Source organism: Muriicola sp. Z0-33, from assembly GCF_026126425.1.
Classification (GTDB): Bacteria; Bacteroidota; Bacteroidia; order Flavobacteriales; family Flavobacteriaceae; genus JAFMPW01.
The window spans coordinates 324,303-349,694 of record NZ_JAFMPW010000002.1 but is presented as its reverse complement, the minus strand read 5'-3'; the positions used below and the strand labels follow the sequence as shown (position 1 = coordinate 349,694).

The 25,392-nt window shown below is 40.1% G+C and carries 26 protein-coding genes and 1 tRNA gene; 8 read left to right on the top strand and 19 right to left on the bottom strand.

The genetic code is table 11. The features are described from left to right. The first annotated feature begins 16 nt into the window (after nt 1-16). A complete protein-coding gene (locus tag J1G40_RS04440; protein WP_265241335.1) occupies nt 17-805 on the top strand; it encodes a cation transporter in 789 nt (262 codons plus the stop codon). Nucleotides 806-809: 4 nt separating this feature from the next. After that, the gene (locus J1G40_RS04435; RefSeq protein WP_265241334.1) at nt 810-1,520 is read left to right on the top strand and encodes a PepSY domain-containing protein; all 711 of its coding nucleotides are present in this window, start codon (nt 810-812) and stop codon (nt 1,518-1,520) included. Between the two features lie 21 nt (nt 1,521-1,541). Here the strand turns inward: J1G40_RS04435 and J1G40_RS04430 are convergent, their stop codons facing one another. The 11 genes from J1G40_RS04430 to J1G40_RS04380 all read right to left on the bottom strand — a co-directional run bounded on the left by J1G40_RS04430 (nt 1,542) and on the right by J1G40_RS04380 (nt 10,082). Beyond that, on the bottom strand, nt 1,542-2,033 hold the full coding sequence (locus J1G40_RS04430) for a CIA30 family protein (RefSeq protein WP_265241333.1): 492 nt from the start codon (nt 2,031-2,033) through the stop codon (nt 1,542-1,544). A 48-nt stretch (nt 2,034-2,081) separates the two neighbouring features. Then, nucleotides 2,082-2,246, bottom strand: coding sequence for a Lacal_2735 family protein (locus J1G40_RS04425; RefSeq protein ID WP_265241332.1), 165 nt, complete (start codon nt 2,244-2,246; stop codon nt 2,082-2,084). A 232-nt stretch (nt 2,247-2,478) separates the two neighbouring features. Continuing rightward, nucleotides 2,479-3,030 (bottom strand): carboxymuconolactone decarboxylase family protein, encoded by a 552-nt coding sequence (locus J1G40_RS04420; RefSeq protein ID WP_265241331.1) that lies wholly within the window; start codon nt 3,028-3,030, stop codon nt 2,479-2,481. Between the two features lie 22 nt (nt 3,031-3,052). After that, a complete protein-coding gene (locus tag J1G40_RS04415) occupies nt 3,053-3,709 on the bottom strand; it encodes an SCO family protein (protein WP_414855658.1) in 657 nt (218 codons plus the stop codon). Between the two features lie 10 nt (nt 3,710-3,719). Beyond that, nucleotides 3,720-5,405 carry a tetratricopeptide repeat protein gene (locus J1G40_RS04410; protein ID WP_265241329.1) on the bottom strand — a complete coding sequence of 562 codons (1,686 nt, stop codon included), beginning with the start codon at nt 5,403-5,405 and terminating at the stop codon, nt 3,720-3,722. A 196-nt stretch (nt 5,406-5,601) separates the two neighbouring features. Continuing rightward, nucleotides 5,602-6,324: a DUF6090 family protein gene (locus tag J1G40_RS04405; protein ID WP_265241327.1), complete on the bottom strand. Its 723-nt coding sequence runs from the start codon at nt 6,322-6,324 to the stop codon at nt 5,602-5,604. After that, entirely contained in the window at nt 6,321-7,124 is an 804-nt protein-coding gene (locus J1G40_RS04400; RefSeq protein ID WP_265241325.1) for a hypothetical protein, read from the bottom strand. Before J1G40_RS04400 ends, J1G40_RS04405 begins: the two co-directional genes overlap by 4 nt. A 101-nt stretch (nt 7,125-7,225) precedes the next feature. Beyond that, the gene (locus tag J1G40_RS04395) at nt 7,226-7,954 is read right to left on the bottom strand and encodes a DUF6090 family protein (protein ID WP_265241323.1); all 729 of its coding nucleotides are present in this window, start codon (nt 7,952-7,954) and stop codon (nt 7,226-7,228) included. A gap of 153 nt (nt 7,955-8,107) precedes the next feature. Next, nucleotides 8,108-8,848 carry a sulfotransferase family protein gene (locus tag J1G40_RS04390; protein WP_265241322.1) on the bottom strand — a complete coding sequence of 247 codons (741 nt, stop codon included), beginning with the start codon at nt 8,846-8,848 and terminating at the stop codon, nt 8,108-8,110. A 254-nt stretch (nt 8,849-9,102) separates the two neighbouring features. Next, nucleotides 9,103-9,549 (bottom strand): hypothetical protein, encoded by a 447-nt coding sequence (locus tag J1G40_RS04385; RefSeq protein ID WP_265241321.1) that lies wholly within the window; start codon nt 9,547-9,549, stop codon nt 9,103-9,105. Between the two features lie 448 nt (nt 9,550-9,997). Continuing rightward, nucleotides 9,998-10,082, bottom strand: a tRNA-Ser gene (locus J1G40_RS04380). A 195-nt stretch (nt 10,083-10,277) separates the two neighbouring features. Between J1G40_RS04380 and J1G40_RS04375 the strand changes: the two genes are divergently transcribed. The 3 genes from J1G40_RS04375 (at nt 10,278) to J1G40_RS04365 (ending at nt 13,024) form a co-directional block, all read left to right on the top strand. Further along, complete coding sequence (locus J1G40_RS04375; protein ID WP_265241319.1) at nt 10,278-11,033, top strand: sulfite exporter TauE/SafE family protein; 756 nt, start codon at nt 10,278-10,280, stop codon at nt 11,031-11,033. Between the two features lie 86 nt (nt 11,034-11,119). Continuing rightward, nucleotides 11,120-11,755, top strand: a complete 636-nt coding sequence (locus J1G40_RS04370; RefSeq protein ID WP_265241318.1) for an NAD(P)H-dependent oxidoreductase — start codon at nt 11,120-11,122, stop codon at nt 11,753-11,755. 75 nt (nt 11,756-11,830) lie between these two features. After that, nucleotides 11,831-13,024, top strand: coding sequence for a DegT/DnrJ/EryC1/StrS family aminotransferase (locus J1G40_RS04365; RefSeq protein ID WP_265241315.1), 1,194 nt, complete (start codon nt 11,831-11,833; stop codon nt 13,022-13,024). On the opposite strand, the gene ribB is transcribed toward J1G40_RS04365, so the two are convergent. From ribB to J1G40_RS04325, 8 genes are all read right to left on the bottom strand, one after another. Further along, nucleotides 13,021-14,163 carry a 3,4-dihydroxy-2-butanone-4-phosphate synthase gene (gene ribB, locus J1G40_RS04360; protein WP_265241314.1) on the bottom strand — a complete coding sequence of 381 codons (1,143 nt, stop codon included), beginning with the start codon at nt 14,161-14,163 and terminating at the stop codon, nt 13,021-13,023. The two genes, J1G40_RS04365 and ribB, sit on opposite strands and share 4 nt — an antisense overlap. Beyond that, the gene (locus tag J1G40_RS04355; protein WP_414855657.1) at nt 14,160-15,650 is read right to left on the bottom strand and encodes an LptF/LptG family permease; all 1,491 of its coding nucleotides are present in this window, start codon (nt 15,648-15,650) and stop codon (nt 14,160-14,162) included. Before J1G40_RS04355 ends, ribB begins: the two co-directional genes overlap by 4 nt. Nucleotides 15,651-15,723: 73 nt before the next feature. After that, nucleotides 15,724-16,368 (bottom strand): LolA family protein, encoded by a 645-nt coding sequence (locus tag J1G40_RS04350; protein WP_265241313.1) that lies wholly within the window; start codon nt 16,366-16,368, stop codon nt 15,724-15,726. Between the two features lie 77 nt (nt 16,369-16,445). Next, complete coding sequence (locus tag J1G40_RS04345) at nt 16,446-18,812, bottom strand: DNA translocase FtsK (protein WP_265241311.1); 2,367 nt, start codon at nt 18,810-18,812, stop codon at nt 16,446-16,448. A 64-nt stretch (nt 18,813-18,876) separates the two neighbouring features. Further along, nucleotides 18,877-19,242 carry a diacylglycerol kinase family protein gene (locus tag J1G40_RS04340; RefSeq protein ID WP_265241309.1) on the bottom strand — a complete coding sequence of 122 codons (366 nt, stop codon included), beginning with the start codon at nt 19,240-19,242 and terminating at the stop codon, nt 18,877-18,879. After that, entirely contained in the window at nt 19,235-19,741 is a 507-nt protein-coding gene (gene tpx / locus J1G40_RS04335) for a thiol peroxidase (protein WP_265241307.1), read from the bottom strand. Before tpx ends, J1G40_RS04340 begins: the two co-directional genes overlap by 8 nt. 106 nt (nt 19,742-19,847) lie before the next feature. Beyond that, the gene (nhaC, locus tag J1G40_RS04330; RefSeq protein ID WP_265241304.1) at nt 19,848-21,332 is read right to left on the bottom strand and encodes a Na+/H+ antiporter NhaC; all 1,485 of its coding nucleotides are present in this window, start codon (nt 21,330-21,332) and stop codon (nt 19,848-19,850) included. 69 nt (nt 21,333-21,401) lie between these two features. After that, nucleotides 21,402-22,622 carry a trans-sulfuration enzyme family protein gene (locus J1G40_RS04325; RefSeq protein WP_265241302.1) on the bottom strand — a complete coding sequence of 407 codons (1,221 nt, stop codon included), beginning with the start codon at nt 22,620-22,622 and terminating at the stop codon, nt 21,402-21,404. Nucleotides 22,623-22,775: 153 nt separating this feature from the next. Here J1G40_RS04325 and J1G40_RS04320 point away from each other — a divergent pair, with 153 nt between their 5' ends. The 3 genes from J1G40_RS04320 (at nt 22,776) to lpdA (ending at nt 25,383) form a co-directional block, all read left to right on the top strand. Beyond that, nucleotides 22,776-23,234 carry an Lrp/AsnC family transcriptional regulator gene (locus tag J1G40_RS04320; RefSeq protein WP_265241301.1) on the top strand — a complete coding sequence of 153 codons (459 nt, stop codon included), beginning with the start codon at nt 22,776-22,778 and terminating at the stop codon, nt 23,232-23,234. An 81-nt stretch (nt 23,235-23,315) separates the two neighbouring features. Next, nucleotides 23,316-23,819 carry an ankyrin repeat domain-containing protein gene (locus J1G40_RS04315; RefSeq protein WP_265241300.1) on the top strand — a complete coding sequence of 168 codons (504 nt, stop codon included), beginning with the start codon at nt 23,316-23,318 and terminating at the stop codon, nt 23,817-23,819. Between the two features lie 157 nt (nt 23,820-23,976). Further along, nucleotides 23,977-25,383, top strand: coding sequence for a dihydrolipoyl dehydrogenase (gene lpdA, locus J1G40_RS04310; protein ID WP_265241298.1), 1,407 nt, complete (start codon nt 23,977-23,979; stop codon nt 25,381-25,383). Nucleotides 25,384-25,392: the final 9 nt, after the last annotated feature.

Sequence of the window (25,392 nt, the reverse complement as noted above, 5' to 3'; positions counted from 1 at the left end):
CAAATATTTAAAAAAGTTGAATAAGTCAGTTTTCAAAATATCAAAAATGGATTGCCCATCTGAAGAGGCTATGATTCGGATAAAACTCCAATCTATCAGGCAAATCATAAAACTTAATTTTGATATTCCGAATAGAAAACTAACGGTTTACCATAATGGAAATATAGAGGAAATACACAATGAAATTTCCGAGCTTAAATTTGATGAGCAGTTAATTGCATCTGAAAGAACAACAGAAACTATATCGGATGATTCTATAAGTCAGAGAAAAGTACTTTGGACAGTATTAGTCATTAATGCCATTTTCTTTATTCTGGAAATGACAACAGGTTTGTTGTCAAACTCAATGGGTCTTGTTGCGGACAGTTTGGATATGCTTGCGGATTCTTTTGTATATAGCCTAAGTCTTTTGGCCGTGGGGGGTTCAATATTAAGAAAAAAGAGTATAGCTAAAATAGCAGGGTATTTTCAAATAGTATTGGCAGTAATTGGATTTTTTGAAGTTCTGAGACGTTTTCTTTTCCCCGTAGAAGTTCCAGATTTTAGAACAATGATCATAGTTTCAATTTTGGCGTTGATGGCCAATGTGGTTTGTCTGACTATATTACAAAAATCAAAAAGCAAGGAAGCACATATGCGTGCCAGTATGATTTTCACGTCCAATGACATTATTATAAATACAGGAGTTATTATGGCAGGAATCTTAGTGCTGTTGACCAAATCTCAAATTCCGGATTTGATTGTAGGCGGAATTGTTTTTGTTATTGTGATTCAGGGGGCAAAGAATATATTAAAATTAGGCTAATAAAATGGTAAAAAGACATGCAGCAGTAAAAATTCGCAAGATTCATAGGTATCTGGGCGTATTTCTGGGGATTCAATTTTTAATGTGGACCATTAGCGGACTTTATTTCAGCTGGACAGACATCGATGAAATTCACGGGGATCATTTTAAACAATTACCTCCGGTATCTACTTCCTTTACAGGATTACTGGGAATATCAGAAATTAAGGATATTGAGAAGGTTTCTTCCATGGAACTTTTGGAAATTGCCGAAGCACCTTATTACTGGATCAATTCCTCTGTCTTGTATAATGCTATAACAGGAGAATTAAAGGAGCAGTTGACCAGCAACGAGGCATTAAAAGTGGCCGCAAGATATATGCAACCGAGTCTAAAAGTAGCGACCGTTAAACTTATCGAAGAAGTTGGGCCACATCACGAATATCGTGGCAGGCCGCTGCCTGCTTATGAAATTTCGTATCAGAGCAAAGAAAACCTTAAGGCGTATGTTGCAGTCCAAAATGGTGCATTCCAGACCGTGCGGCATCGCAATTGGCGCTGGTTCGACTTCCTTTGGATGACACATACTATGGATTACAAAGGGCGGGATAATTTTAATACCTCATTGTTGAGGATCTTTTCTTTACTGGGGCTGCTTACGGTATTGAGTGGCTTTACTTTATGGTTTACCAGTTCTCCAAGAATTAATAGACTAATGAAAAGGAAATACAAATAACAAGCAAGAATAAACTTTATTTCATTTCAAAGAGATGGTATCAATCTCTAGTTTAAAAGATTCGGCTCTTTTATTCCCTATTAAGAATGCAATTTCTTCTATGCCGTCGGCCGAGTAATTGGGGCTGTCCAGTTTACGCCCTCTGAAAGTAGGATACATATCTTTTAAGGGAAGCTCAATGGTTTCCCAGTCATTTGATGTTTGGAAATAACTGATATAGGAATAATAATCGGTCGATTTTTTTTTAACCCTGAACTGATAGGTTTTCCCGTCTCCCTTTATCCGGAGTACTACTTTGGTATAAGGAGTTGTTGTAATTTTCTTAAATCGATATCGCAAAGAGGAGAAGCCTCCATTATTTTCCAGGGATACCTTCCCATGAAAAACGCCCTGTCCTTTTTCATTGATATAAAAGCTTCCGGCAGATCTGCCTCCCATGACCACATCATCAACAACGGTCCAGTTTGCCTGATTGTTGGCCTTGTTAAAGTCGACTATGATATGTGATTGCATGACTACTGTGCTAATGATTATCAAAAATAGTCCCTGCATAGATAGCACTTAGCCCAAATTTTCCATTTGTGCCAGCACCTGTTCTGCTTCATAAATCTTCTGGTCGCTCATTTTCCTGTTGGTGGTAGAAAGTGTAAAGGCTTCTTCCAAAAGCCGTTTATATTGCTTTTGCAGTTTATCTTTTTCAGTTTTCTTTTTAAATAGTCCGAACATCTTTTAATTTTTTGGAGGGGGGGGTACCCAATAATTATTGATAGGCTGTAAATATAAATATTGTTTAACAATTATACATTAACATTAAACAAATTTTAAGATTTTAAAAAAGATCCCCTTAAAGAGTACATATATTTTTTAGACTTAATAACTGCAATCGGTGTTTGTTAGCAAAACACAAACAATAAGGAACAAATTTATCTTGGCGATTTATAACATGATTTTTTCGGGACTATTTCAGTTCAAAATGTTGAAAAATTTTGTCATAACCAGCATGCAGCATTTTACCTTCCATGGCAAATTGCTCGGGAACTACAGTTAAGCCCAGACCTTCGGTGAACCTATTCATAAAGCTCCAGGTACAGCAAATTATCATGGCATCATACAAAGCCCTTTCAGACCAGCCCGCATCAAATACAGCATCGGCATCAGCCTGAACCATTTTGGTTGGGTTTAGTGTTAATTTGTGCAGGTATTTAAATATCGGTTTTAAGTTTTCGTCAACTTCTGCCGTGTCTATGTCATTAAGCAGACTGGAAACCAGTGATTCGTCTATTCCGAATTCCACTGCCGTAGCGGTATGTGCACCTGCACAATACTTGCAAGCATTAGTGGCGGAAACATAAGCTGCCATTAGTTCTCTTTGAGCAATGGAAAAAGGAGAATCATCGGTCCTCATAAGTATCTGATGAAGGACGATTAATGGTCTTTCAATTCCTGTGTTGAATTTTGCGAAGGCGTGGGGTACTTTGTCCTCGGCGCTAAGTGATGGGAAAAAAGGCATATGATTTTAGTTTAAGTTAGAATTAATTTTTAGGTCTATACTGGATTAAAACATCAATGTCACTCTTTAAACGTTCTATTTCTTCATCTTTGGTGCCGTCATAAATTCCTCTTATCTGTTTCTTTTTGTCTACCAGGATGAAATTTGGGGTGTGAATAAAATCCTGCAAACCCCCATCTCCCTGTTCCACAACCGCGAAATAGCTTTTGCGTGCCAATTCATAAATATGTTTCTTATCACCTGTGGTGACATTCCATTTTTCATCAATTACACCTTTGCTATCTGCATATTGGCGCAGTACAGGAACACTATCCAGCTCCGGAGTTACGGAAAGCGAGAGGAACATGATATCGTCCTCTTGCATAAAAAGGTGCTGCAATTTTTCCATATTATTGGTCATAATAGGGCAGATACTAGGGCATCGTGTAAAGAAGAAGTCTGCCACATAAATTTTATCCTTATAATCTTCCTGAGTAATTGTATTTCCGTTTTGATTTATTAGTTCGAAATCTGCAACTGTATGGTTTTCAGTAGAGTTATGAAGGTTTATGTCAACCAGTTCCTGATTAAAATCTGAGGGTTGGTAAACGGGTAATTGGGTCTTGGAAGTTCTATGGCAAGAGGCGATCACGAAGGTGAACATAATTAGAATTAAAAATTCAATAACTTTAAGCTTCATTTGTATCCTATTAGCTAATGCTTTTTGAAATAAACATTTTTGCTTCAGTAACTTCTGGCCTATCACTGTTGGAGTTCGCAGTCATTTCCAGTAATTTTTCAAAATACACTTTTGCTTTTTCCAGATCACCAGATTGTATGGATGCATTGGCCGCGCCATAAAGGCCATTAAATCTGTTGGGAGTTCTCTTTAAACTCTTTTCGTAGGCATCCAGCGCCTCCTTTGGTTTGTCAATAGCCAATAACAAATCTCCAAGGAGTTCGTTGGCTGGTACTACTTCCCCGGGAGTTACAGGATGTTTTTCGGTGGTATCCTCTAAAGCTGCAGATGCTAACATTAGGTTTCTCGCTTTTTCACGGTTACCCATGGCGAGGGCTATCCAGGCTTCCGAAGCCTTCAGTTGAACCATCACTTGCTTGGCTTTGTATTCGTCTTCTAGTTGTACAAGTTCTTGTTGCAGTGTTTTAAGGATAGCCAGTTCATTTTGAGCCGTATCCAGATCTCCTTTATTCGCCGAACCAAGGGCCCTGGTAAAATGTAAAATAGATTTTTCCCAGGGAAATTTCTTCCAGTCGAATTCCGTTATCGGAGTTTCAAGTGTTGCGGCCATGTCCCAATCCTTATTTTCCAAAGCCATTCTTGCCGGGATGGCCGCAAATGGGTACGAGACAGTTGCATTGTTCCCCCATACTTTTTTTATGCCTTTTACATAATTGTATTGCTCTTTGGCCATTTCGGTATTTCCCTGTTGTAAATAAGCGTATAGCAGATAATCCAGGGCATGTATTTCGCTGGTCCAATGGCCTTCATTACCACTAGACTCGGCATAGCATTGGGCAGCGGAGGCCGACCGAATGTTAGATTGTATAGACTCTTCCCATAATCCCAATCTCGTAAATATATGGGAGGGCATGTGCTGTGCGTGTGCAGAGTTGGGGGCAATGTCTGCATATCTCCTTGCAGTAGTTAGTGCCATTGGGGCCAATTCCGGATTATCATAATTATGTATTATATAATGGGCAATTCCCGGATGGTTGGGTTTGTCCGGAAAAATGGCTTCTAATATTTTACCGGCTTTTCTTTCATTAGTATGCATTTTATCTCCAGGGTCGGCGGTTGATTTCAGGGCGAGGGCATAAAAAATAGCAGCCTCGGTATCATCGGGATACTTTTGATAAATCTCCTCCATTTTTTGCTCCATCAAAAAAGCCCTGGTTTTATGATCTATGGTTTTCCAATCTTTATAATAGGCCCCTATAGCATTTAGGTAATCTTGTTCTTTAGCGGTTTTAGAGAGTGGTTCTGCCATTTCAAGAACAAAGGCGCCTTTCTCCAAATCTTTTGATTCTGGAGCACTCCATAGCGCATGATAGATACTCATGGCCACTCCCCAGTAGGCCATGGCACAATCCGGATCGGCATCGATAACCTTTACAAAAGCTTTTTCGGCTTCGTCATATTCAAAGGAATGTAAGAGGGATACGGCAAGATTAAAGGCATCGCGCACATCATAATCACAATTGAGGGAGAAATCTACCTCCCCAAATTGTCCGCTGCCACAAAGCAGCAGTTCTCCTCTCTGGAGTTCTATAAAGGCCAATGCGGGGTTAGGTTTTGGAACTTTTTCCTTACATGCCATAGTAATCAAAAAGAAGGGAAATAAAAGAATCACCAGTAAATGGCGGATTGGTCTCATGTGGTTGCATTTAAGAATTAAGTCGGGGGATATAATTACTGGAGCACTATTGTATCTAATTAAGTGCTCCTCTTTAAAGGTAAGCTAATTGTTTGATATTGTAATAAATAGACTGGATATTGCGCAAGTATATAGATAGACCTCCTTGTTAAACAGACGGCTCCGGGAGGATTTTTTCCGTAAATGGTCAACCTTTTTATATTGTTTCTAATGATTTTTCTATCATTTCAACTAATTCTTCGGTATGATACAAAGCCTTGGTTTTTAATTCCAAAGCGAGTCTTCTAAAATGTATTCTATGCATCAGCATGTTCTTATAGGTGGTGTCCTCCATCAAATCCTCGTAATTTATCGGTGTGTGTTTGCGGTATTCTGTCTCTCGAAAATGCTTGTGTACCATAGGAAGTACGGAGGAGGGCCAAAACTGATTTTCTAATCGCACAGTCTCGGCAATTAATTGGGCATATTCCATGTCGAATAAGTTAATAATACCTCGCTGTAGTGCATCTGTATGTATAATATCAAATCCTATTGATCTAATGGATTCATAGCTCGATTTCGAAATTATGATATCGGGTGAGTAAAGTGCTTGTGCAAAAACTATATCCAAAGAAGGGGAATAGGGTTTTCTTTCATCCAGGTGCTTAACAATATAATTTGCCTGTTTAATACTTCGTTGCTCCAAGGAAATACTGGCATTTAAACGATCAATGTTGATTAGAAGATCTTCATGCAATGCATGAAGCAAATTTTGTTCAGTGATGTTTTCTTTTCGCTCTTCATTCCAATTGTTCACCTGAAGAGCCAACAAAATACCGATCATGACCAATGTAATCTCGCCAACAGCATAAAGCAGGTACTTACTGAATTTGTTTTCAGAGAGCAGTCTTTGACGAATGCGCCGAAAGAATTTTATCATTTCCCCTTTTTTAAATCTTTATTAATCATCTTAAGCAATTCCCTCCCCATTTTTTGCACTTCCCGGGCGTCCCAATAATGCTTATTTACCTCTTTTATTAAATCTTTGATCATAATCACAACTTTCTCATCTTCCCTGATAACATCGAATATTTGTTTTGGTTCCGGGGGGTAACTGCAGGAAATGTTATGTTTATCCCGTAAATAGTTCTTTAAGTCTTCTGCGAATTTATATTTATAATTGATTGATTGCTCTCCAAATTTCCAATCCAGATGATAGTAATATTCATTGATTTTCACTTTAAGGGAATCGTTATTCATATCGGATAATATTGCCAGGTTATTAATTTCATTGATGGCAGAATAGTTGAAGAACATACCTAAAAAAGTGTTATTAATCTGATCCATGCTTGTATCTATGTATTCCTTATCCAATTCATCGGGATGTGGCTTAGTCCAAACTTTTACTATAAAAGTATCTGGCCTTGGTATATCTGGCAGAGTATCGGTGGGAATTCCTGACTTCCTTAATAAATACTGCCAGGAATGGAATCGAAATTCATTGAACTCCATTGATATATTTTGTTCACGGATATCATGTTCAATGGCTTTTGCAAGACTTTTTAAATGATCCTGTACCGTATTTTTTTGAATTCTGTCTACATTCCAATTATTGATAGATAATGCAATTAAAATTCCAATGACTACAAGAAAAATTTCCCCAATGGCATATAACAGGTACTTACTGAATTTGTTTTCAGAGAGCAGTTTTTGACGAATGCGACGGAAAAATTTTATCATAATTTTTTATTCTTATCTTCCCGAGTTGTCTTCCCGGGGATCCCCTCCAAGTAGGGGAGGGCTTTTTGACGGTTTCTACCAAAGAATTTTAGCATGGGTTCTTAAGAATTATTATCCAAATAAGCTTTGATATCTTCTAATATTCTCTGACTACGATCTCTATACTGCTCTATGGTAAGCATATAATTTTCATAAAAGATACTATATCGAAAAGCGCATAAGTTTTTGAATTCTTTACTGGTAAGCATATAATTTATAAACTGCTCATCTCTTTTATTCTGCATGATATTAGAATACCAATCATTAGACTTCCAGAGATCATTTGTTTTAATAAGGTCATCAATAATTATGGTCTCTACTTTTTCAGCAAAGAAAATGGAACTCGCATAAAAATTAATAATTTTAAATGCCAATGAATCATTTTTACTTTCAGCATTATTTTCGAAATTACGTAGCAAATTATAGCCCCTTTTTTCTATACTTAATACTCTTACGTCTGTCAGAATTGAAAAGACAAACTCATTTTCTTCTATGTCTTTTAGTTGTAATGAGTCATTCAATATTTTTTCAAAGAGTTTTTTTCTTTCCTTCATGAAGTTTAGCACCATAGCAACTTCAGAAGCATCTTTCTTGATATCTTCAGCAACAATGCCATAAATATTGTTTAAAACCTCTTTTTTTTGTCGTGATTCGTTCCAGTTATTGATGCTGAGAGCAATCAATATTCCAATTACAACCAGTGCAATCTCACCAAAGGCATATAGCAGGTATTTGCTGAATTTGTTTTCAGTGAGGAGGTTTTGACGAATGTGACGGAAAAATTTTAGCATGGGTATAATGGTTTGTCTTTGTCTCTTGTAGCTTGCCTGCCCCCTATAGGAGCTAACTCAAACACATTTCGGTTTCTGCTGAATCCCACATTATGTTTGGAACATCTGTTCCCGAGTGCTTGCTATGATTTTCCTTATAGCGTTCTTTTTGCTTCAGGCAAAAAAATGAATTAAACTATATAGTATTGCTATAAGCATAAATGCACCAATAGCTAAAAACAAATAAGCTCCCTTTGTGATATCTGCAATTGTCTTTTTAACTTCAGCCCGATCATTGACATTGGGAAATTCGGTCGTTGGGGCTTCAACACCCAAGAATTTACATAATGGCTCCCATCCCTGATCTACTGTAAAAATCAGAAGTTTGTCAGCAGAAACAGCCGATTTCACTTCTTCTATATGTTCGGCGTAACGGGCAATGGCCGCTGCCTTATCATTCATTGTCCCTTTATGGGAGCGTTGCCAAATTAATTGGGAAGACATATTACGCATCTTCTTAGCAAAAGGTGTTATTAATGCAAAAAATTTGAATTGCCAACGGTTTTCTGTAAAATAGATGGTATCTATGGTACTCTTATACCACGCCTCAGGTCTCCGGGGATGAAGAGTTAGCACCACTTTGGCATCTGGATATGCCTCGAGCAATTCTCGCCAATCGCAACAACCTGGATTATCTACCGTAGCCGTGTAATTTGCAAATACTTCACTCCAATTGTGCTGCTGTCCTGCTGGGGCATTAGCCACCCGATTCCAAAAGTCAAGATGAGTTTTGTTCTCTTTGTTTAAGAGCACTTCAGCCAGATGATATGATGGAAATCCAAGTGCATTCAATGCTGTATAGGTAGACATTGTTCCGGTTCTACCAAAACCAGCACCGATAATTTTTAAGCTCATGACCTGTTTTTAGCTATCAATGTGCTTCAGTCCTGGAACCAAGAACATACTGATCATTGTTTTCCAAATATAAAGGATAAAAAGGGAAATTTTGGGAGATGAGATTTGTAGTTGATTCTGAGGTATACGACGTTTGCAAGTGGTATAAAATATTACAAGATTTGGAATGACTCTCTTTATTTGTGTATTCTTACTAAAAAAAAGCCCTTTGAAGGGCTTTTTTCTATTTAGGGTATTAAAATTCTCTTTTAGATTTAGTCTCCCTCGCTCATTGAGAAACTTCCATCCCCATTGAAGGACTCAAGCGTTATGGTGACAGACCATACCCCGGAGGTTCCTCGGTCGGTTACACCTGAAAATGAATCCGGTTCGGTGGCGCCGTTAAGCGACCTGTTCAATACGGAATTGCCATCAGCATCCAATACTAAAATGTTGAAAGTCCCTTCGGCAGTTGCTGTAATGTCGGCATTATAATCGGCCCGGCTTAAATTGTTCAACCAAATAAAGGTGCGTGAAGCACTACCTCCGTTTCCTGTGAAATCCCCGTCCACATCACCATTAAAATCGTCTCCATTGTCAAAGAGTACAGATCCATTGACCCTAACCTGGGCCATGGTGTCATTATCATCATTACTACACGATGCAAAGATTATAGCCACGCTAAAAATTATAATTGCAAAGAAATTGTTTGTAGGTTTCATAATAAATAAGATTTAAGAATATATATTACAACCTTAACGGATATTGCACTATTTTATTCTAATTACACGTCCCAAAACCCCGCAATTTTCATTGCGGGTTTTCTTTTGCGGAGGAAGAGGGAGTACCTTCGGTGTTCCCTCATACCACATGCTGCAAATGCAACTTTAAATCCTTGCAGGATTAACGTCTTAAAAACAAAAATCCCAAACAAGCGAGCTTGATGGGATTTTATTATTTCAAGCCGCGTTAAAAGTTGCGCTTGATTGTGGAGGAAGAGGGATTACTCGCTACGCTTGTGATCCCTGGGCCTCGCACTCCTTACAATAAAGCTCGAAGCTACTACCGTAGCTTTGGGCCTTTTTCTTTCTGCACCTAACAAAATCAAGCTTTTGATGTTCGCAAAAAGAAAAAGCCCGATTTCTTTCAGAAATCGAGCTTTGCTCTAAGCGGAGGAAGAGGGATTCGAACCCCCGGAGGTGTGACCCTCGCTGGTTTTCAAGACCAGTGCATTCGACCACTCTGCCATTCCTCCTTAATGAAACTAACTTCTTTTGTTAGTTAAAGAATTAAAAAAGTTCAAGTTGAATTAATCCCGCCTAGGGCGGGATATCTAAATTTCTCCTCAAACCGGATGCAAATATATAACCCTTTTTTTATTCCCACCAAGGATTGACTATTAATTGCATCTAAAAGTCGATATTTTGATCAGGACCCGTATTTTTGTTTAATGGAAGAATGGTACCATTATTTACTCTTAGTTGTTGTAGGGTTTGCAGTGGGTTTTATTAATACCGTAGCTGGTGGTGGGTCCTTAATTTCACTGCCCGTCCTTATTTTCCTTGGGCTACCCCCCAGTGTGGCCAACGGTACCAACAGGGTAGCGGTGGTCATCCAGAATATTATGGGAACGGCCGGTTTCAGGAGTAAAGGGGTTTCAACCTTTCCGTTTAATCTCTACTTAGGAATTTCTGCCCTTTTTGGGGCCATCCTGGGAGCATATATTGCAGTAGACATAAAGGGGGAGACCTTTAACAGGATATTGGCCATCATAATGATTGTAGTGGTACTGATCATTATTTTTAAGCCTAAAATCAGGATGGAAGAACTACAGGAGAAAATCACAGGGAAACGCCTGTGGATAGGGATCATTGCCTTCTTTTTCTTTGGAATCTACGGTGGTTTTATCAACGCTGGCCTGGGCTTTATTATTATCCTATTTTTGCACTACGTCAACCAAATGACCCTGGTAAGGTCTAATGCTACCAAGGTAGCCGTGGTCCTGATCTATAGCCTTGCGGCCCTGACTGTTTTTGTATTAAACGATAAGGTAATTTGGGAAGTGGGTTTAATTCTGGCCATAGGCAACGGTATTGGTGCCTGGCTGGCCAGCAGGATTTCGGTGAATAAGGGCGATGGTTTTATAAAAACCTTTTTGGTGGTAATGGTGGTGATCATGTCTGTTAAGCTCTGGTTCTTTAATTAGGGGTCATTGGGCCATCTAACAAATATGTATCTGTATATAAATACTATTGCCGCGGCAATAGTAAATCTAAAATGTGATAGCTATAAATGGAAAATATAATCGAATATCTGGAATGGCGCTATGCGGTCAAAAAATTTGATGAAAACAGCATCCTATCTAACGAGAAAATCCAGAAACTAAAAAATGCCTTTAACCTTACTGCTACCTCTTATGGTTTACAGCCTATCAAGATGGTTGTGGTTAGCAACAAGAATTTGCAAAAACAATTAGTAGCGCATTCGTGGGACCAACAACAGGTAGCGCAGGCATCCCATCTTTTAATATTTTGTATAGAAGACAGCATAGATGCTAAATACATCAGCAGTTATTTTGAGCGGGTTAAGCAAATTAGGGGAACCAGTGATGAGATACTTAACCCTTTTAAAGAAGCTATGCTCAATAATTTTGAAAATATGGATTCCGGACAAATATATCAGTGGGCCAAGAACCAAGCCTATCTGGCTATGGGGAATTTACTCACCATCTGCGCTGTGGAGAAAATAGATTCCTGCCCGATGGAAGGTTTTATCCCTGCTGCATACGATGAATTACTTGGATTAAAGGAAAAGGGTTTAAATTCCGTTTTAGTGATGCCTGTGGGTTACAGGGCAGAGGATGATATGTTTTCCGGGCTTAAAAAAGTAAGGAGAAATATACAAGACAGCGTCATCGAAATAGACTAACTCTTTTACAATTAGCAATTATCAATTAGCAATTATCAATTAGCAATTATCAATTAGCAATAAACAATTAGTAGTATGCCGGGATTTGAATTATTTGGTGAAAAAGAAAAGGCAGAGGTACAACAGGTGCTAGACACAGGAGTACTAATGCGTTATGGTTTTGATGGTATGCGCAACGGGCAATGGAAAGCTCTCGATTTGGAAAAGAAATTAGAGGAAAGGATGCAGGTAGAGCACGCCCAACTACTTAGCAGCGGCACGGCCGCACTCACCGTGGGGCTTGCAAGTGCAGGGATAGGAGCAGGGGATGAGGTAATATTACCCACATTTACTTTCGTTGCAAGTTTTGAAGCCGTCCTGGCCCTTGGGGCCATTCCTGTTTTGGCAGATGTTGATGACACCCTTACCCTGGATCCGGATGCAGTGGAAAATGCAATAACAACAAGGACAAAAGCGGTGATGCCAGTACATATGTGCGGTTCCATGGCAGATCTTGAATCACTGAAACAGCTGTGTAGCAAACACAGTCTATTGCTGATAGAAGATGCCTGCCAGGCTATCGGCGGGAGTTATGATGGGAAACCTCTGGGCAGTTATGGAGACATGGGGTGTTTCTCGTTCGATTATGTAAAAACCATTACCTGTGGTGAAGGGGGCGCACTTATCACCAACAATACAGAATTTTATCAGAATGCTGACCATTATTCGGATCATGGTCATGACCATATCGGCAATGACAGAGGAGCAGAAGGCCACCCGTTTCTTGGATATAATTACAGGATTTCCGAATTGAATGCGGCGGTTGGTCTGGCGCAAATATCCAGATTAGACGATTTTCTGGAGATTCAAAAAAGGCATTATACAATTATAAGAGAAGCCCTGAGCAGCATCCCGGAAATAACCTTCAGAAGCGTGCCGGAGAAAGGGGTAGAAAATTACTCTTTTTTAAGTTTTTATCTGCCTTCTGCCCAAAAGGCCAAAGCGGCCCAATTGGCTTTAGGTTCAGCGGGTATCGATGGTTGTTTCTATTGGTTCGATAATAATTGGCACTACCATACCAAATGGGATCACCTTAAAAAATTAACCAGCCTGGGGCCTTTAAGCAAGGAAGTGGTTGAAGGTTTGCCAGATTACAGCGCATCCAATTTCTCCAAATCGGATCATTGGGTCGGTAGAAATATCTCCTGTCTGATTAAATTAGGATGGTCAGCAGAGGAAATTCAAAAAAGAGCTGCCGATATGGCAAAGGTTTTAAAAGAAATCCTCTAATAAGATAGATAGTCAACAATTTCTAATCCATAACCAATAATTCCAACGCGTTTGGTCTGTTGGGTGTTGGTCATCAGCCTCATTTTGCTAATATTGAGATCGTGTAGAATTTGTGCCCCGATACCAAAGTCCTTGGCATCCATAGCAATTTTAGGAGCCTTCATAATTCCTTTAGCCTGGTTCTCCCTTAAACCGGTAATTCGTTTCAACAGATTAAAAGATTCACTTTGCTGGTTGATAAAAACAATTGCGCCTTTACCTTCTTTGTTCAGTAATCGGAACATATCGTCTAACTTCTTGTCGGCATTGTGGGTAAGTGTTCCCAGAATATCATTATTCACCAAAGTAGAATTAATCCTGGTAAGTACTGGGTCATCTAACTTCCAATTCCCTTTGGTTAGTGCCAGATGTACCTGGTCATTAGTGGTTTGCTGATAGGCATGGAGGGTAAATTCACCAAATCTCGTCTCGACCTCAAAAGATTCCTTTTTCACAATCAGGCTATCGTGCCGCATACGATAGGCAACAAGGTCTTCAATAGAAACCAATTTAAGATCGAACTTCTTTGCCACCTCCACCAGATGTGGTAAACGCGCCATGGTGCCGTCTTCGTTAAGGATTTCTACAAGGATTCCGGCAGGTTCAAAACCCGCTAATCTTGCAAAATCCACAGCAGCCTCGGTATGTCCGGTTCTGCGCAATACACCTCCGTTTCTTGCACGTAAGGGAAAAATATGTCCCGGCCTCCCTAAATTAAATGGTTTGGTCTGTGGATCTACCAGTGCTTTGATGGTTTTTGCACGGTCATGAACAGATATCCCGGTAGTACAACCCTGGCCTATAAGATCTACAGAAACTGTAAATTGTGTATGATGCAAGACAGTGTTGTTTTCTACCATCATGCTTAACTCTAATTGTTCGCAGCGTTCCTCGGTAAGTGGGGCACAAATTAATCCCCGGCCGTGTCTGGACATGAAATTGATCATTTCCGGACTCACCATTTCAGCGGCGGCTATAAAATCTCCTTCATTCTCCCGGTTCTCATCATCCACTACAATGATAACCTTGCCATTTTTGATATCTGCTATGGCTTCTTCAACAGTATTCAATTGAATTTTCTCTTCCATCTTTGCAATCATATTGCACTTTCTTTAGTTTTCTTTTTAAAGAGGTCTTTGAAAAAATCTATTATATGCCCGAAACTGGTTAACCCTCTGTCTGCAGTTGCCCTCCTCGTTAAAAAGATCCCCAAAGGTAACATTATTAAGGTAGATAGCCATGCTCCTGCGATAGGATGAATATTTCCTTCCTTGGCGTAGTTACCAGCAAACACTCCCAGAAAATAGTAAGCTAAAAATAGCACTATGGCTATGACCATTGGAAGTCCAAGCCCCCCTTTTCTTATAATTGCTCCCAGGGGTGCCCCGACAAAAAACAGGATGATACAGGAAAAGGCCAGGGCAAATTTCTTGTGCAAAGACAAGATATGCATATTGGTAATCTTATAGCGCCGATCTAATTCATCTTTTTTGCCATTGACCGAATTTAGTATGGAGGAAACGGAATTATTGGCCGAATTTAAAATTTGCACCCGCTGCCATTGCTGATATAAATCCAGAACACCTGCTATATCTGTAGGGGGTTCCTTTTCCGGAATCGCTTCTATTTGTACCTTTTGAGTAGCTTTAGCAGTATCAGCTTGTGCAACAGCGGTATTCTTTGTCATGGGAGTTATCAGCGAATCTAACTTTATTGATTTGCTTTTCTTTTCCGCCATGGTATCCTTGGCCATAAGGGGTACAAAGACTCCCATTCTGTTAGCGATGTTTTTAGAGAAGGCACGGACTACGTTTACATTTCCCCTTTTAAGAGAGTCGATATCTTTTGTGAGGCGGGCTATGTTTTTCATTTTATCCGTTCTCACATTCCGCTCTTCTTCAAGATCCTGGTCGTTCTCCGGCACCAGAATGTTCCTGGTATAACTCTCAAAATTGGCCCTTGCAAATGGGAAATTCCGCTTGCCCTCTTTCCCCTTAGGTATAATATCTTCATAATAATGACCGTCGGTAAGCACAAGCGAAATAATTTCGGAGCCCTCGCTACTAATAAGTTCGCCCTTTTTAGCTTTGATCACCTTGTTGTTTTTTTGAAGGTGCGATTTTTCATGAATAATGACCTTATCCAGAAAGCGGTCATTTTCTCCGTGTTTATTATCCACTTTGATATTCATGCCTTCAAAATCACTAAAAACGCCTTCTTCAATTACCGCTGCAGGTTTTACAGTGGCGATGTTTTTTCGGAGGTTGTAGATTTTTTGTTCCGAAGCAGGGATAACATTATTGGCAAAATAAAAAGTAACTCCGCCAAGAATGGTCACAAAAAATATAAGGCTAAGCATAGACCTTTGAAGTGAAATGCCCGAAGCCTTCATTGCGGCAAATTCATAATTCTCAGCAAAAGCCCCAAAAGTAAGGATAGAGGAGAGTAATACGGTCAGCGGTAAAACTTTTTCTGTAAGATTGGGCATCAGGTAAAAGAGGAACTTGCCAATAATTACAATGTCAAGACCTTTCCCTGCAAAATCGTCAATGAAAAGCCATATCGTCTGAAATATGAAAATAAACATCAATATTACAAACGAACTGAAAAAATTGAGTAGAAACCGTCTTAATATATAAGTATCTAATATACGCAAATGGCTAATTTCTTATGATGTAGTAACCATCGTTCTGGTACTTATTCTCATCAAAAGTAAATAAGGTTTTTGACAATGGCTGATCTGTTTTAAAAGAATTAACAGTAATCGTAGTCTTGGTGCCATTCTTCCCCGTTTCAATAAGCTTGTAAATATGCTTGGTTTCAATATCTATCCCCAGCAGCCTTGAGGCAATTTCGGAATTAGTATCAATAGGAGTTAGTTTTACAAACTGTATTTTTCTCCCCTGTACATTCTGCAGGATATCCCAGTCATAATTATGTCCTTGCTTGTAAAAAGTAAGTAATTTAGAAGGCGTCATAGCATTCTCATCCTCAGATTTGTCTTCTATGGTTACTTCCTCATTTTCGGGTACAATAGTATACACTTTATTACCATCATACATCTGCTGAGCGCCCAGGGAATTAAAGAGGTATTTATCCCCGGCCAATGTAACATCCCCTCTGGTTTCTGTGTTGATGTCAGCTTCCGTATTTTGCAATTCAAATTTAAAAGCGACATAAATGTTGCCATAACTTTGCACCTTCTCGTAAACCTCGTCTAGCAAGGCTTTAGCCTTATCAGTACTTTGGGCCGAAACCAGGCTACTGGCTATGGTAAATAAAAAAAGAAGTACTATACGTTTCATTTTGCTTTGTTGTCTAATTAATTTCATCTCATCTCATCACTAAGTGGTAAAAACCACTTTCATTGGGGCAAAAATAACTATTTACCTTCATTACTTAAGAGTTGTTCCAGGGCGTACATATCGGAAACAAGTACTTGCCTTGCTTTACTTCCTTCAAAAGGCCCTACAATGCCTGCTGCCTCTAACTGATCTATAATTCTACCTGCTCTGTTGTATCCAAGTTTTAATTTTCTCTGTATCAGTGAGGCAGAACCCTGCTGGGCAGTAACCACAACTTCGGCAGCATCCCTGAACATGCTATCTCTGTCCTCTATTGCATAATCAAGAGCTGTGCCAGAATCTTCACCAGAGTACTCAGGCAAAAGATGTGCTTCCGGATAAGCCCGTTGCGACCCAATATATTCGGTAATTTTGGCAACCTCAGGGGTATCTACAAAGGCACATTGAATTCTGGTGACATCGTTACCCTGGGTAAACAACATATCTCCGCGGCCAATCAACTGATCGGCTCCCTGAGAGTCAAGAATGGTCCGTGAATCTATTTTAGAAGTAACCCTAAAAGCAATTCTGGCAGGGAAATTAGCTTTAATTATTCCTGTAATAACATTAACCGAGGGCCTTTGTGTTGCAATTATAAGATGTATACCAATGGCCCTTGCCAATTGAGCAAGACGGGCAATCGGAGTTTCCACTTCTTTCCCCGCGGTCATTATAAGATCGGCAAACTCATCGATCACCAAAACGATATACGGCAAGAATTTATGTCCGTCATTTGGGTTTAGTTTACGCGATTTAAATTTTACGTTGTATTCCTTAATGTTACGGACCATGGCCAGTTTCAGTAATTCATACCTATTGTCCATTTCTATACAAAGCGAGTTCAACGTATGTATCACCTTGGTGTTATCAGTTATTATCGCCTCTTCCGAATCGGGTAATTTGGCCAGAAAATGCCTTTCAATCTTATTGTACAAGGTTAATTCTACCTTTTTAGGATCAACAAGGATAAACTTTACCTCTGCAGGGTGCTTTTTATACAGTAATGAAGTCAGAACCGCATTCAGGCCAACAGATTTACCCTGCCCTGTGGCACCAGCCATAAGCAGATGCGGCATCTTGGCAAGGTCCACAACAAAGGTTTCATTGCTAATGGTTTTGCCAAAGGCGATTGGCAACTCCATTTCGGCTTTTTGAAATTTTGTCGCGGCTATGACAGACCGCATAGATACCGTACTGGCATTCTTGTTAGGTACCTCTATTCCTATAGTCCCTTTTCCCGGGATTGGTGCTATGATCCTTATGCCCAATGCCGCAAGGGACAAGGCAATATCGTCTTCCAGGTTTTTTATCTTGGAAATACGAACCCCGGCCTCGGGTACAATTTCATATAAGGTAACCGTAGGCCCTATGGTTGCCTTTATCTGAGCAATTCCAATTTTATAGTTTTTCAGGGTGTTAACAATCCTGTTTTTGTTCTCTTCCAGTTCTTCCTGGTTAATAGTGATGCCGCCGGTAGATCCGTGTGGGTCCAGAAGATCCAGATGGGGAAATTTATAATTGCCTAATTCCAGGGTAGGGTCGAATTCCCCAAAATCCTCAACTAATTTATCTGCTAAAACATCCTTCTCTTCCTTTTCTTCCTTAATGCTTTCAACCTCCATTTTAATAGGATCTTCCCTGGCCACCTCTTTGGTTTTGCCTTTGGGTTTCTCTTTGGTGGTTTCCGGCTCTAATGGAGGAATATCTTCTTTGTGGGTATAGGTGTCTATTACAATTGGGGTTTCTTCTTCTACGGGAAGCACAACTGTCTCAGCTGTCTTCACCTCTTGTTTGGTTTTGAAGTCGGTTTTAATCGCCTTACTCTTCGTTCTGAGATACGCTCCAATAGCTTCGGGACTAAATTTAAACAGCCGGACCAAAATTACGATCAGTCCAAAAAGAAGTAGGAGCAGCACTCCAATTTTACCGGTATAGTCCTGAAGGAAATCGTTCATTTCATAACCTACCAGGCCACCCAGAAGCGGTTGGCTAAAAGCAAAAAAGCCAAAAGCGATAGAGGTCCAGATAAGGAAGATGAGTCCCCAGATCCATTTATTCCAAAGTCCCTTTCTGTCTATTCCAAGGAAAAGGTATAGCCCGGTAAGACATAATAAAAAAGGGAATATAAAAGAAGCAAGGCCAAAGCCCTTATACATAAAAAAATGACTGACACTTGCCCCAAATTTGTTCAGCAGATTTTTGGCCTCTTCATTTCTATTGGCAAATTCTGAAAGCGTACTCTGATCATCCTGCCATGTGAAGTAGAATGAGATAAAAGAAAAGAACAGGGCAAGGCTAACCACTACCAAAAGGCTGCCCAGGATAATCTTATTCTGTTTTGAAAGTTTTAAGGACCCCCCTTTTTTTGAAGTTGTACGGGTCGACTTTTTTCTTTTCTTGGCCATTAAACAGTGCTATACTTTGGGGTAAAAATACAAATTTAGGAAGGATAAGTTCAGGACATCGATCTTAAAAGATTTTAGGAAGATAAATTATCAGGCCAATAATGGCAGCGGCAATGGATACCATCATCACAGCTCCGGCAGAAATATCTTTTATAAAACCTATCTTATGATCAAATTCGGGTTGCACAAAATCTGAAAGTTTTTCAACTGCAGTGTTTAATCCTTCAATGCCCAGTACAAGAGCAAATGCAAAGATTTGCAGTATCCACTCTGTGTTCGAAATATCGAAATAAAATCCGGCAGCGGTCATCAGCAACATTATAAACACCTGAATTTTAATGCTGCCCTCTGTTCTGACCAGTAACAATGCTCCGCGCATTGCAAAACCTATACTTTTAACACGGTTTTTAAGAAAGCTTTCCTTAGCCATTTTTAAGCGCTTCTATGGCATTATCGTAGTTGGGCTCATCTCCGATTTCTCCTACTTGTTCTGTATATATTACTTTTCCATGCTCGTCTATGACCACTACAGATCTGGAGAGCAAGGACTGGAATCCGCCATCGGTGAATTCCACCCCATAGTCTTTTCCAAACTTATGGTCTTTAAAATCAGAAAGCATATGCACTTTGTCTATTCCCTCTGCTCCGCAAAACCTTGCCTGGGCAAAAGGGAGATCACGCGATATACACAATACCTCAGTATTATTTAATTCAGCCGCCCTCTTATTGAACTGCCTTACAGAATTTGAACAAGTACCGGTGTCTACACTCGGAAATATATTAAGCACCAGTTTCTTCCCTGCAAAATCTGTGAAAGACGCGGAAGACAGGTTGTCTCTGGTTAATTTAAAAGATGGAGCTTCACTTCCTACAGCTGGCAAGTTGCCAATGGTATTAACAGGAGTGCCCCCCAGGGTTACAGTAGCCATTTTTAGTGTTTTAAATTCTGTGTGAAATTAAAAAATTAAAAGGGTAATCGCATACTTAGGGACGAAAACTTTGTGCTTTTTACATCGGCTTTTGTAAGGGTGAAATTTATGCCGATTTACTTGTCAGTTGCTTTATTTTAATTCCGAGGCCGGCAAAGACTAATGTGGTAATAGGGCTTAACCAATTAAATATGGCATAGAACATATAATCTGCCACACTAACCCCTAGTACTCCGCTATGGTAGGCGCCACAAGTGTTCCAGGGTATAAGCACCGAGGTTACGGTTCCCGAATCTTCCAGAGTTCGGCTTAAATTTTCAGGGGCTAATCCCCTGTCTTCATAGGCTTTTGAAAACATTTTACCCGGCACAACAATGGCGAGGTACTGGTCTGAAGCCGTAATGTTAAGCGCGAGGCAACTTCCTACGGTGCTGGCAAAGAGTCCGAATGTGGTTTTGGCCATTGCCAGTAAAGATTTAGTGATACGAGATAAAGCTCCAATCCCGTCCATTATCCCACCAAATACCATGGCACAAACAATGAGCCAGATGGTGCCCAGCATGCCCGCCATTCCTTTTGCTGAGAACAGATCATTGAGTGCAGGATTGTCCGTGGCGATATTTGTTTTAATGGTAATGGCATTTAAAATTCCTTTATATCCCGATTCAAATGTCAGGCTATCAGCGCCTGTAATACCTGCCACAATATCTGGTTGAAAGAAAAGAGCAAAAACACCTCCCAATAAGGTGCCTATTAAAAGAGCGAGTAATGGAGGGGCTTTTTTTACAATTAGCAAAATAACAGCCAATGGCACTAAAAACAGCCACCCGTTAATATTGAAGGTAGCATCTATGGAGCTCAAGATTGCTGCGGTATCGGCCTCGCCACTGGTATCCAGATTTAAACCAATTATGATAAATACGGTTAGGGTAACAAGAATTGTAGGAATGGTTGTTAATGACATATAGCGGATATGTCCAAAAAGTTCACCGCCTGCCATGGCAGGTGCTAAATTTGTAGTATCGCTAAGGGGCGACATTTTATCACCAAAATAGGCGCCAGACAAAACGGCTCCGGCAGTCATTCCCAAAGAAATTCCAAGAGCATCTCCTATTCCTATTAAAGCAATACCTACGGTTGCTGCGGTAGTCCAGCTGCTACCTGTAGCTATAGATATGATAGCGCAAATAACTACACAGGCACCCAAAAATATGGTAGGATTCAATATTTGCAGGCCGTAATAGATCATTGCCGGTATAATTCCGCTTACCAGCCAGGTACCTGCCAACGCCCCTACCATTAGTAATATAAGTAAAGCCCCTGTGGTAGATTTCACATTTTCCGCTACTTCTGCCAACATTTGTTTATAGGAGACCTTATTAAAGAACCCTACGATGGCAGCTACAGCGCCACCCATTAAAAGAATAAACTGGTTAGAACCCCCAATGGCATCATCTCCAAATACATACACATTATAAGCCAACATCCCTACCAGGGCGAAAACCGGGATAAGTGCTTCCCAGATGTTTAATTCAATATTCTCTACAATATGTTCGTCCTGTCTGAACGGGTTCTTTTTTTTGGCGGCCATAAGGTTTGGATTAGTTTGCTGGTAATATTACGATTTTGAATACTGTTGTGCAAACCAGAGGCCACCCCCCTAGATCATAGCTTTGAGATCTTCCAGGATTCCCAGTTGTAACATGCATTCTTTCATTGTCTTGTAAGTACGGTGAATGTCGTTGTCCAGGCCAATAGAAAATCTAATCAGGCCGTCTGTTAAGCCCATTTGCTGTTGTTCTTCCAAAGGAATTTCTGAAGAAGTGGAAGTGCCGGGAGCACTAAAGAGGGTTTTGTAGAAGCCCAGGCTTACCGCCAGATACCCCAGGTTTTTTTTCTGCATTAATTCCATCAAATCATTGGCATTCTTTAAGCTACCAACGTCAATAGTCATGATGCCTCCATAGCCGTATTCTGAAGTCATCTGGTTTTTCATGATTGTATGACCAGGATGTGAAGGGATTCCTGGGTATACCACACGAAGCCCGTCCTTTTCAAAGTTCTGGGCGAGGTATTGAGCATTTTCACTGTGTTTCTTCATGCGAATGTGCAGGGTTCTCATGTTTTTTAGAATGGAAGCCGCCCGGATGCTGTCTAAGGTGCTTCCCAATAGCATTCCTGCTCCGTTATTAACATCTTTAAGGCTAAGACAAAACTCGGTGGTACCACAAACAGCCCCGGCGACACAGTCACTTGTTCCATTGATAAACTTGGTCAGGCTGTGAATCACCACATCGGCCCCTAATTTTGCCGGGGCAATAGATAAAGGCGAAAAGGTATTGTCTACAACCAATGGAATATTGTGTTTTTTAGCAAGTCGTGAAAGTGCTTTTATATCTGCTATTTCTAGCAAAGGATTACTAACACCTTCACAGTAGATCATTTTTGTATTTGAAGTGATGGCACTTTCAACTGCCTCAATTTTAGTGGTATCAACGAATGACGTTTTAATCGAGAACTTTTTCAGGAAGTTTTTCATAAAAGCATACGTGCCTCCATATATAGTCCGGCTGCTCACAATATGATCACCGGCATCGCACATTTGGAGAATAACGCTGGTTATGGCTCCCATTCCGCTGGCATATACATTGGCAGATTCTGTTCCTTCCAATGCTGCAAGCGCCTCTCCCAGGTAGAGGTTAGAAGGGGAGGAGTGTCTGCTGTAAAGGTAACAGCCTTCGGTATTGCCCTCAAAGGTATCGAACATCGTTTTTGCAGACAGGAAGGTATAGGTAGAAGAATCGGAAATGGAGGGGTTAATCCCGCCAAATTCACCAAAATACTGTAAGTCTAGAAGACTATCGGAAGCTTTATAACGCATATCTCTTGATTTAAACATCAAAATTAGAGCATTATAGATTAAATATCAATATATTACGATTAATATAGAAAATAAAACTATAATAAAGTATATTTACAGTATTAAAATAAGTAAATAGGATTATTTTTAGGTAGTTGATGAAAATATTTCACTATGAAATTAGATAGCACAGATTTAAAATTACTGTCATTATTACAGGCAAACAGCAAGAAAACAACTAAGGAGTATGCCAATCAGCTAGACCTTTCCACAACAGCCGTATATGAAAGGATAAAGAGATTGGAGAAATCTGGAGTAATTTCGGGTTATGTTGCATTATTGGATCGTAAAAAAGTGGATAAGGCCTTTTTAGTCTTTTGCCATGTTAAACTGAGTCAGCATATAAAGGAATATGTGCTGCAATTCGAAAAAGAGGTACAGCAATTAGAAGAAGTTGCAGAATGTTATCATATCAGCGGGGACTATGATTATATCTTGAAAATACATGTGAGAGATATGGAAGCATACAGAGATTTTATGGTAACAAAGCTTACAGCAATTAGTAATATCGGTAGTACTCAAAGTTCTTTTGCTATAAACGAGGTGAAGAACAGTACGGCTGTTTTTCTATAGCTCCTGATTTCACCTAAAATCTTGTTAAACAGCCTTTTCTATCTGCACTATTTATGTACTTTTCTATCTAAACCAGCAGTGATGAAAAGAAAACAGTTTATTAAAGCCGCTACAGGTACCGGATTAATCATGACAGCCGCTCCTTTATTTGCCTTTAAGGCTCAGGAAGATGCACCATTTAATAAAACAGTGGTGCAAGAGTTCGTCAGGGTTTCGCATGGGAAAACAGAGAGGGTAAAAGAGATGTTGGAAGAGCATCCTAACTTACTTAATGTGGCCCACGATTGGAAAAATGGCGACTTTGAAACAGGATTGGGGGCAGCAAGCCATGTAGGGCATAAAGAACTTGTGCAGTATTTTTTGGATAAGGGCGCCCAGGCCAATATTTTTACGGCCTGCCTTTTTGGGAAAATGGAAATAGTAAAGCCCATGTTAAATGCCTTTCCCAATACAATTAATGCGTTGGGGCCTCATGGGTTTACACTTTTGCATCATGCTGTCCAGGGAGGGGAAGAGGCTATGGAAGTAAAAGAATTTCTGGAAGCTATGGGTGCTAAGGAAATGAGGATTCCAGTATTTTCATAATGTTGCATCTTTCGCTGTAAAAAAGGACCAATCCGCTTCACAAATCCCTGTTTTGGATGTGCAGGCCTGCTTGTACAACGACAAAACATTCGTACTTTTGTACTTAAGATCAATATCAAATTATACATTTGATTTCCACACCTAGAAATACAAGATTATGAGTTCATATGATGTAGCAATTATAGGCTCCGGCCCTGGAGGTTATGTTGCAGCTATTCGTTGTGCCCAGTTGGGTATGAAAACTGCAATTATTGAGAAATACAGTACCCTTGGCGGTACCTGTCTGAATGTCGGATGTATCCCTTCAAAGGCATTGCTGGATTCTAGCCATCATTATGAAGAAGCAATTAAGCATTTTGCAGAGCACGGAATTGAGATTCCCGGAGAAGTAAAGGTAAATCTGGAGAAAATGATTTCCAGGAAACAAGCTGTGGTAGATCAGACCACCAAGGGTATTCAGTTCCTGATGGATAAGAATAAAATTGATGTCTTTGAAGGGGTAGGGAGTTTTAAAGATGCCACCCATATAAATATTACCAAGGGCAAGGGAAAGCCCAAGACCATTGAGGCAAAAAATACCATAATTGCCACCGGGTCCAAGCCTTCGAGCTTGCCTTTTATAAAAATTGATAAAGAACGTATTATCACCTCAACAGAGGCGCTAAAGCTAAAAGAGATTCCAAAACACATGATGGTCATTGGTGGAGGGGTTATCGGTTTAGAGCTTGGCCAGGTATATAAGAGACTTGGATCTGAAGTGACAGTTATTGAGTACATGGATCGCATAATTCCCACAATGGATGCGGCCCTCTCCAAAGAGTTGATGAAGGTGATGAAGAAACAAAAGGTTAAGTTTCACCTTTCACACAAAGTAAAATCTGTGGAAAGAAAGGGGAACGAGATTACAGTTAAAGCAGATAATAAAAAGGGTGAGGAAGTTGTATTTACAGGAGATTATTGTCTTGTATCTGTGGGCAGACGCCCATATACTGATGGTCTTAATGCAGAAGCTGCCGGTGTAAAAATTGATGAAAGAGGCATGGTAGAAGTGAATGATCACCTTCAGACTACAGCGCCAAACATTTATGCTATAGGCGATGTGGTAAGGGGGGCAATGCTTGCACACAAGGCCGAAGAAGAAGGTAGTCTGGTAGCAGAACAACTTGCCGGCCAGAAACCACATATAGATTACAACCTGATTCCCGGAGTTGTTTATACCTGGCCAGAAGTGGCTGCGGTGGGCAAAACAGAAGAAGAGCTTAAAGAAGCCGGAGTCAGCTATAAAGTAGGGCAATTTCCTATGCGAGCTCTTGGAAGGTCCAGAGCGAGCATGGATATAGATGGGTTTGTAAAGATTTTGGCAGATAGCAAAACGGATGAAGTCCTGGGAGTACATATGGTCGGGGCCCGTGTGGCAGATCTTATAGCCGAGGGGGTAACCGCTATGGAATTCAGGGCATCAGCTGAGGATATCGCCAGAATGAGTCATGCGCATCCAACCTATGCCGAGGCTGTTAAAGAAGCTGCGCTTGCAGCAACTGAGGACCGGGCATTACATATTTAGACGGTAGTA

Bases quoted from the DNA above. Each gene is read 5' to 3' on its own strand.
- J1G40_RS04385 (WP_265241321.1), bottom strand. From the start codon at position 9,549: ATGAAACCTACAAACAATTTCTTTGCAATTATAATTTTTAGCGTGGCT.
- J1G40_RS04320 (WP_265241301.1), top strand. From the start codon at position 22,776: ATGAAATTAGATAGCACAGATTTAAAATTACTGTCATTATTACAGGCA.
- J1G40_RS04435 (WP_265241334.1), top strand. From the start codon at position 810: ATGGTAAAAAGACATGCAGCAGTAAAAATTCGCAAGATTCATAGGTAT.
- J1G40_RS04420 (WP_265241331.1), bottom strand. From the start codon at position 3,030: ATGCCTTTTTTCCCATCACTTAGCGCCGAGGACAAAGTACCCCACGCC.
- J1G40_RS04355 (WP_414855657.1), bottom strand. From the start codon at position 15,650: ATGTTTATTTTCATATTTCAGACGATATGGCTTTTCATTGACGATTTT.
- J1G40_RS04405 (WP_265241327.1), bottom strand. From the start codon at position 6,324: ATGATAAAATTCTTTCGGCGCATTCGTCAAAGACTGCTCTCTGAAAAC.
- J1G40_RS04370 (WP_265241318.1), top strand. From the start codon at position 11,120: ATGGAAAATATAATCGAATATCTGGAATGGCGCTATGCGGTCAAAAAA.
- J1G40_RS04410 (WP_265241329.1), bottom strand. From the start codon at position 5,405: ATGAGACCAATCCGCCATTTACTGGTGATTCTTTTATTTCCCTTCTTT.
- J1G40_RS04350 (WP_265241313.1), bottom strand. From the start codon at position 16,368: ATGAAACGTATAGTACTTCTTTTTTTATTTACCATAGCCAGTAGCCTG.
- J1G40_RS04415 (WP_414855658.1), bottom strand. From the start codon at position 3,709: ATGAAGCTTAAAGTTATTGAATTTTTAATTCTAATTATGTTCACCTTC.
- lpdA (WP_265241298.1), top strand. From the start codon at position 23,977: ATGAGTTCATATGATGTAGCAATTATAGGCTCCGGCCCTGGAGGTTAT.
- J1G40_RS04425 (WP_265241332.1), bottom strand. From the start codon at position 2,246: ATGTTCGGACTATTTAAAAAGAAAACTGAAAAAGATAAACTGCAAAAG.
- J1G40_RS04400 (WP_265241325.1), bottom strand. From the start codon at position 7,124: ATGATAAAATTTTTCCGTCGCATTCGTCAAAAACTGCTCTCTGAAAAC.
- J1G40_RS04375 (WP_265241319.1), top strand. From the start codon at position 10,278: ATGGAAGAATGGTACCATTATTTACTCTTAGTTGTTGTAGGGTTTGCA.
- J1G40_RS04390 (WP_265241322.1), bottom strand. From the start codon at position 8,848: ATGAGCTTAAAAATTATCGGTGCTGGTTTTGGTAGAACCGGAACAATG.
- tpx (WP_265241307.1), bottom strand. From the start codon at position 19,741: ATGGCTACTGTAACCCTGGGGGGCACTCCTGTTAATACCATTGGCAAC.
- ribB (WP_265241314.1), bottom strand. From the start codon at position 14,163: ATGATTGCAAAGATGGAAGAGAAAATTCAATTGAATACTGTTGAAGAA.
- nhaC (WP_265241304.1), bottom strand. From the start codon at position 21,332: ATGGCCGCCAAAAAAAAGAACCCGTTCAGACAGGACGAACATATTGTA.
- J1G40_RS04395 (WP_265241323.1), bottom strand. From the start codon at position 7,954: ATGCTAAAATTTTTCCGTCACATTCGTCAAAACCTCCTCACTGAAAAC.
- J1G40_RS04325 (WP_265241302.1), bottom strand. From the start codon at position 22,622: ATGCGTTATAAAGCTTCCGATAGTCTTCTAGACTTACAGTATTTTGGT.
- J1G40_RS04345 (WP_265241311.1), bottom strand. From the start codon at position 18,812: ATGGCCAAGAAAAGAAAAAAGTCGACCCGTACAACTTCAAAAAAAGGG.
- J1G40_RS04365 (WP_265241315.1), top strand. From the start codon at position 11,831: ATGCCGGGATTTGAATTATTTGGTGAAAAAGAAAAGGCAGAGGTACAA.
- J1G40_RS04430 (WP_265241333.1), bottom strand. From the start codon at position 2,033: ATGCAATCACATATCATAGTCGACTTTAACAAGGCCAACAATCAGGCA.
- J1G40_RS04340 (WP_265241309.1), bottom strand. From the start codon at position 19,242: ATGGCTAAGGAAAGCTTTCTTAAAAACCGTGTTAAAAGTATAGGTTTT.
- J1G40_RS04315 (WP_265241300.1), top strand. From the start codon at position 23,316: ATGAAAAGAAAACAGTTTATTAAAGCCGCTACAGGTACCGGATTAATC.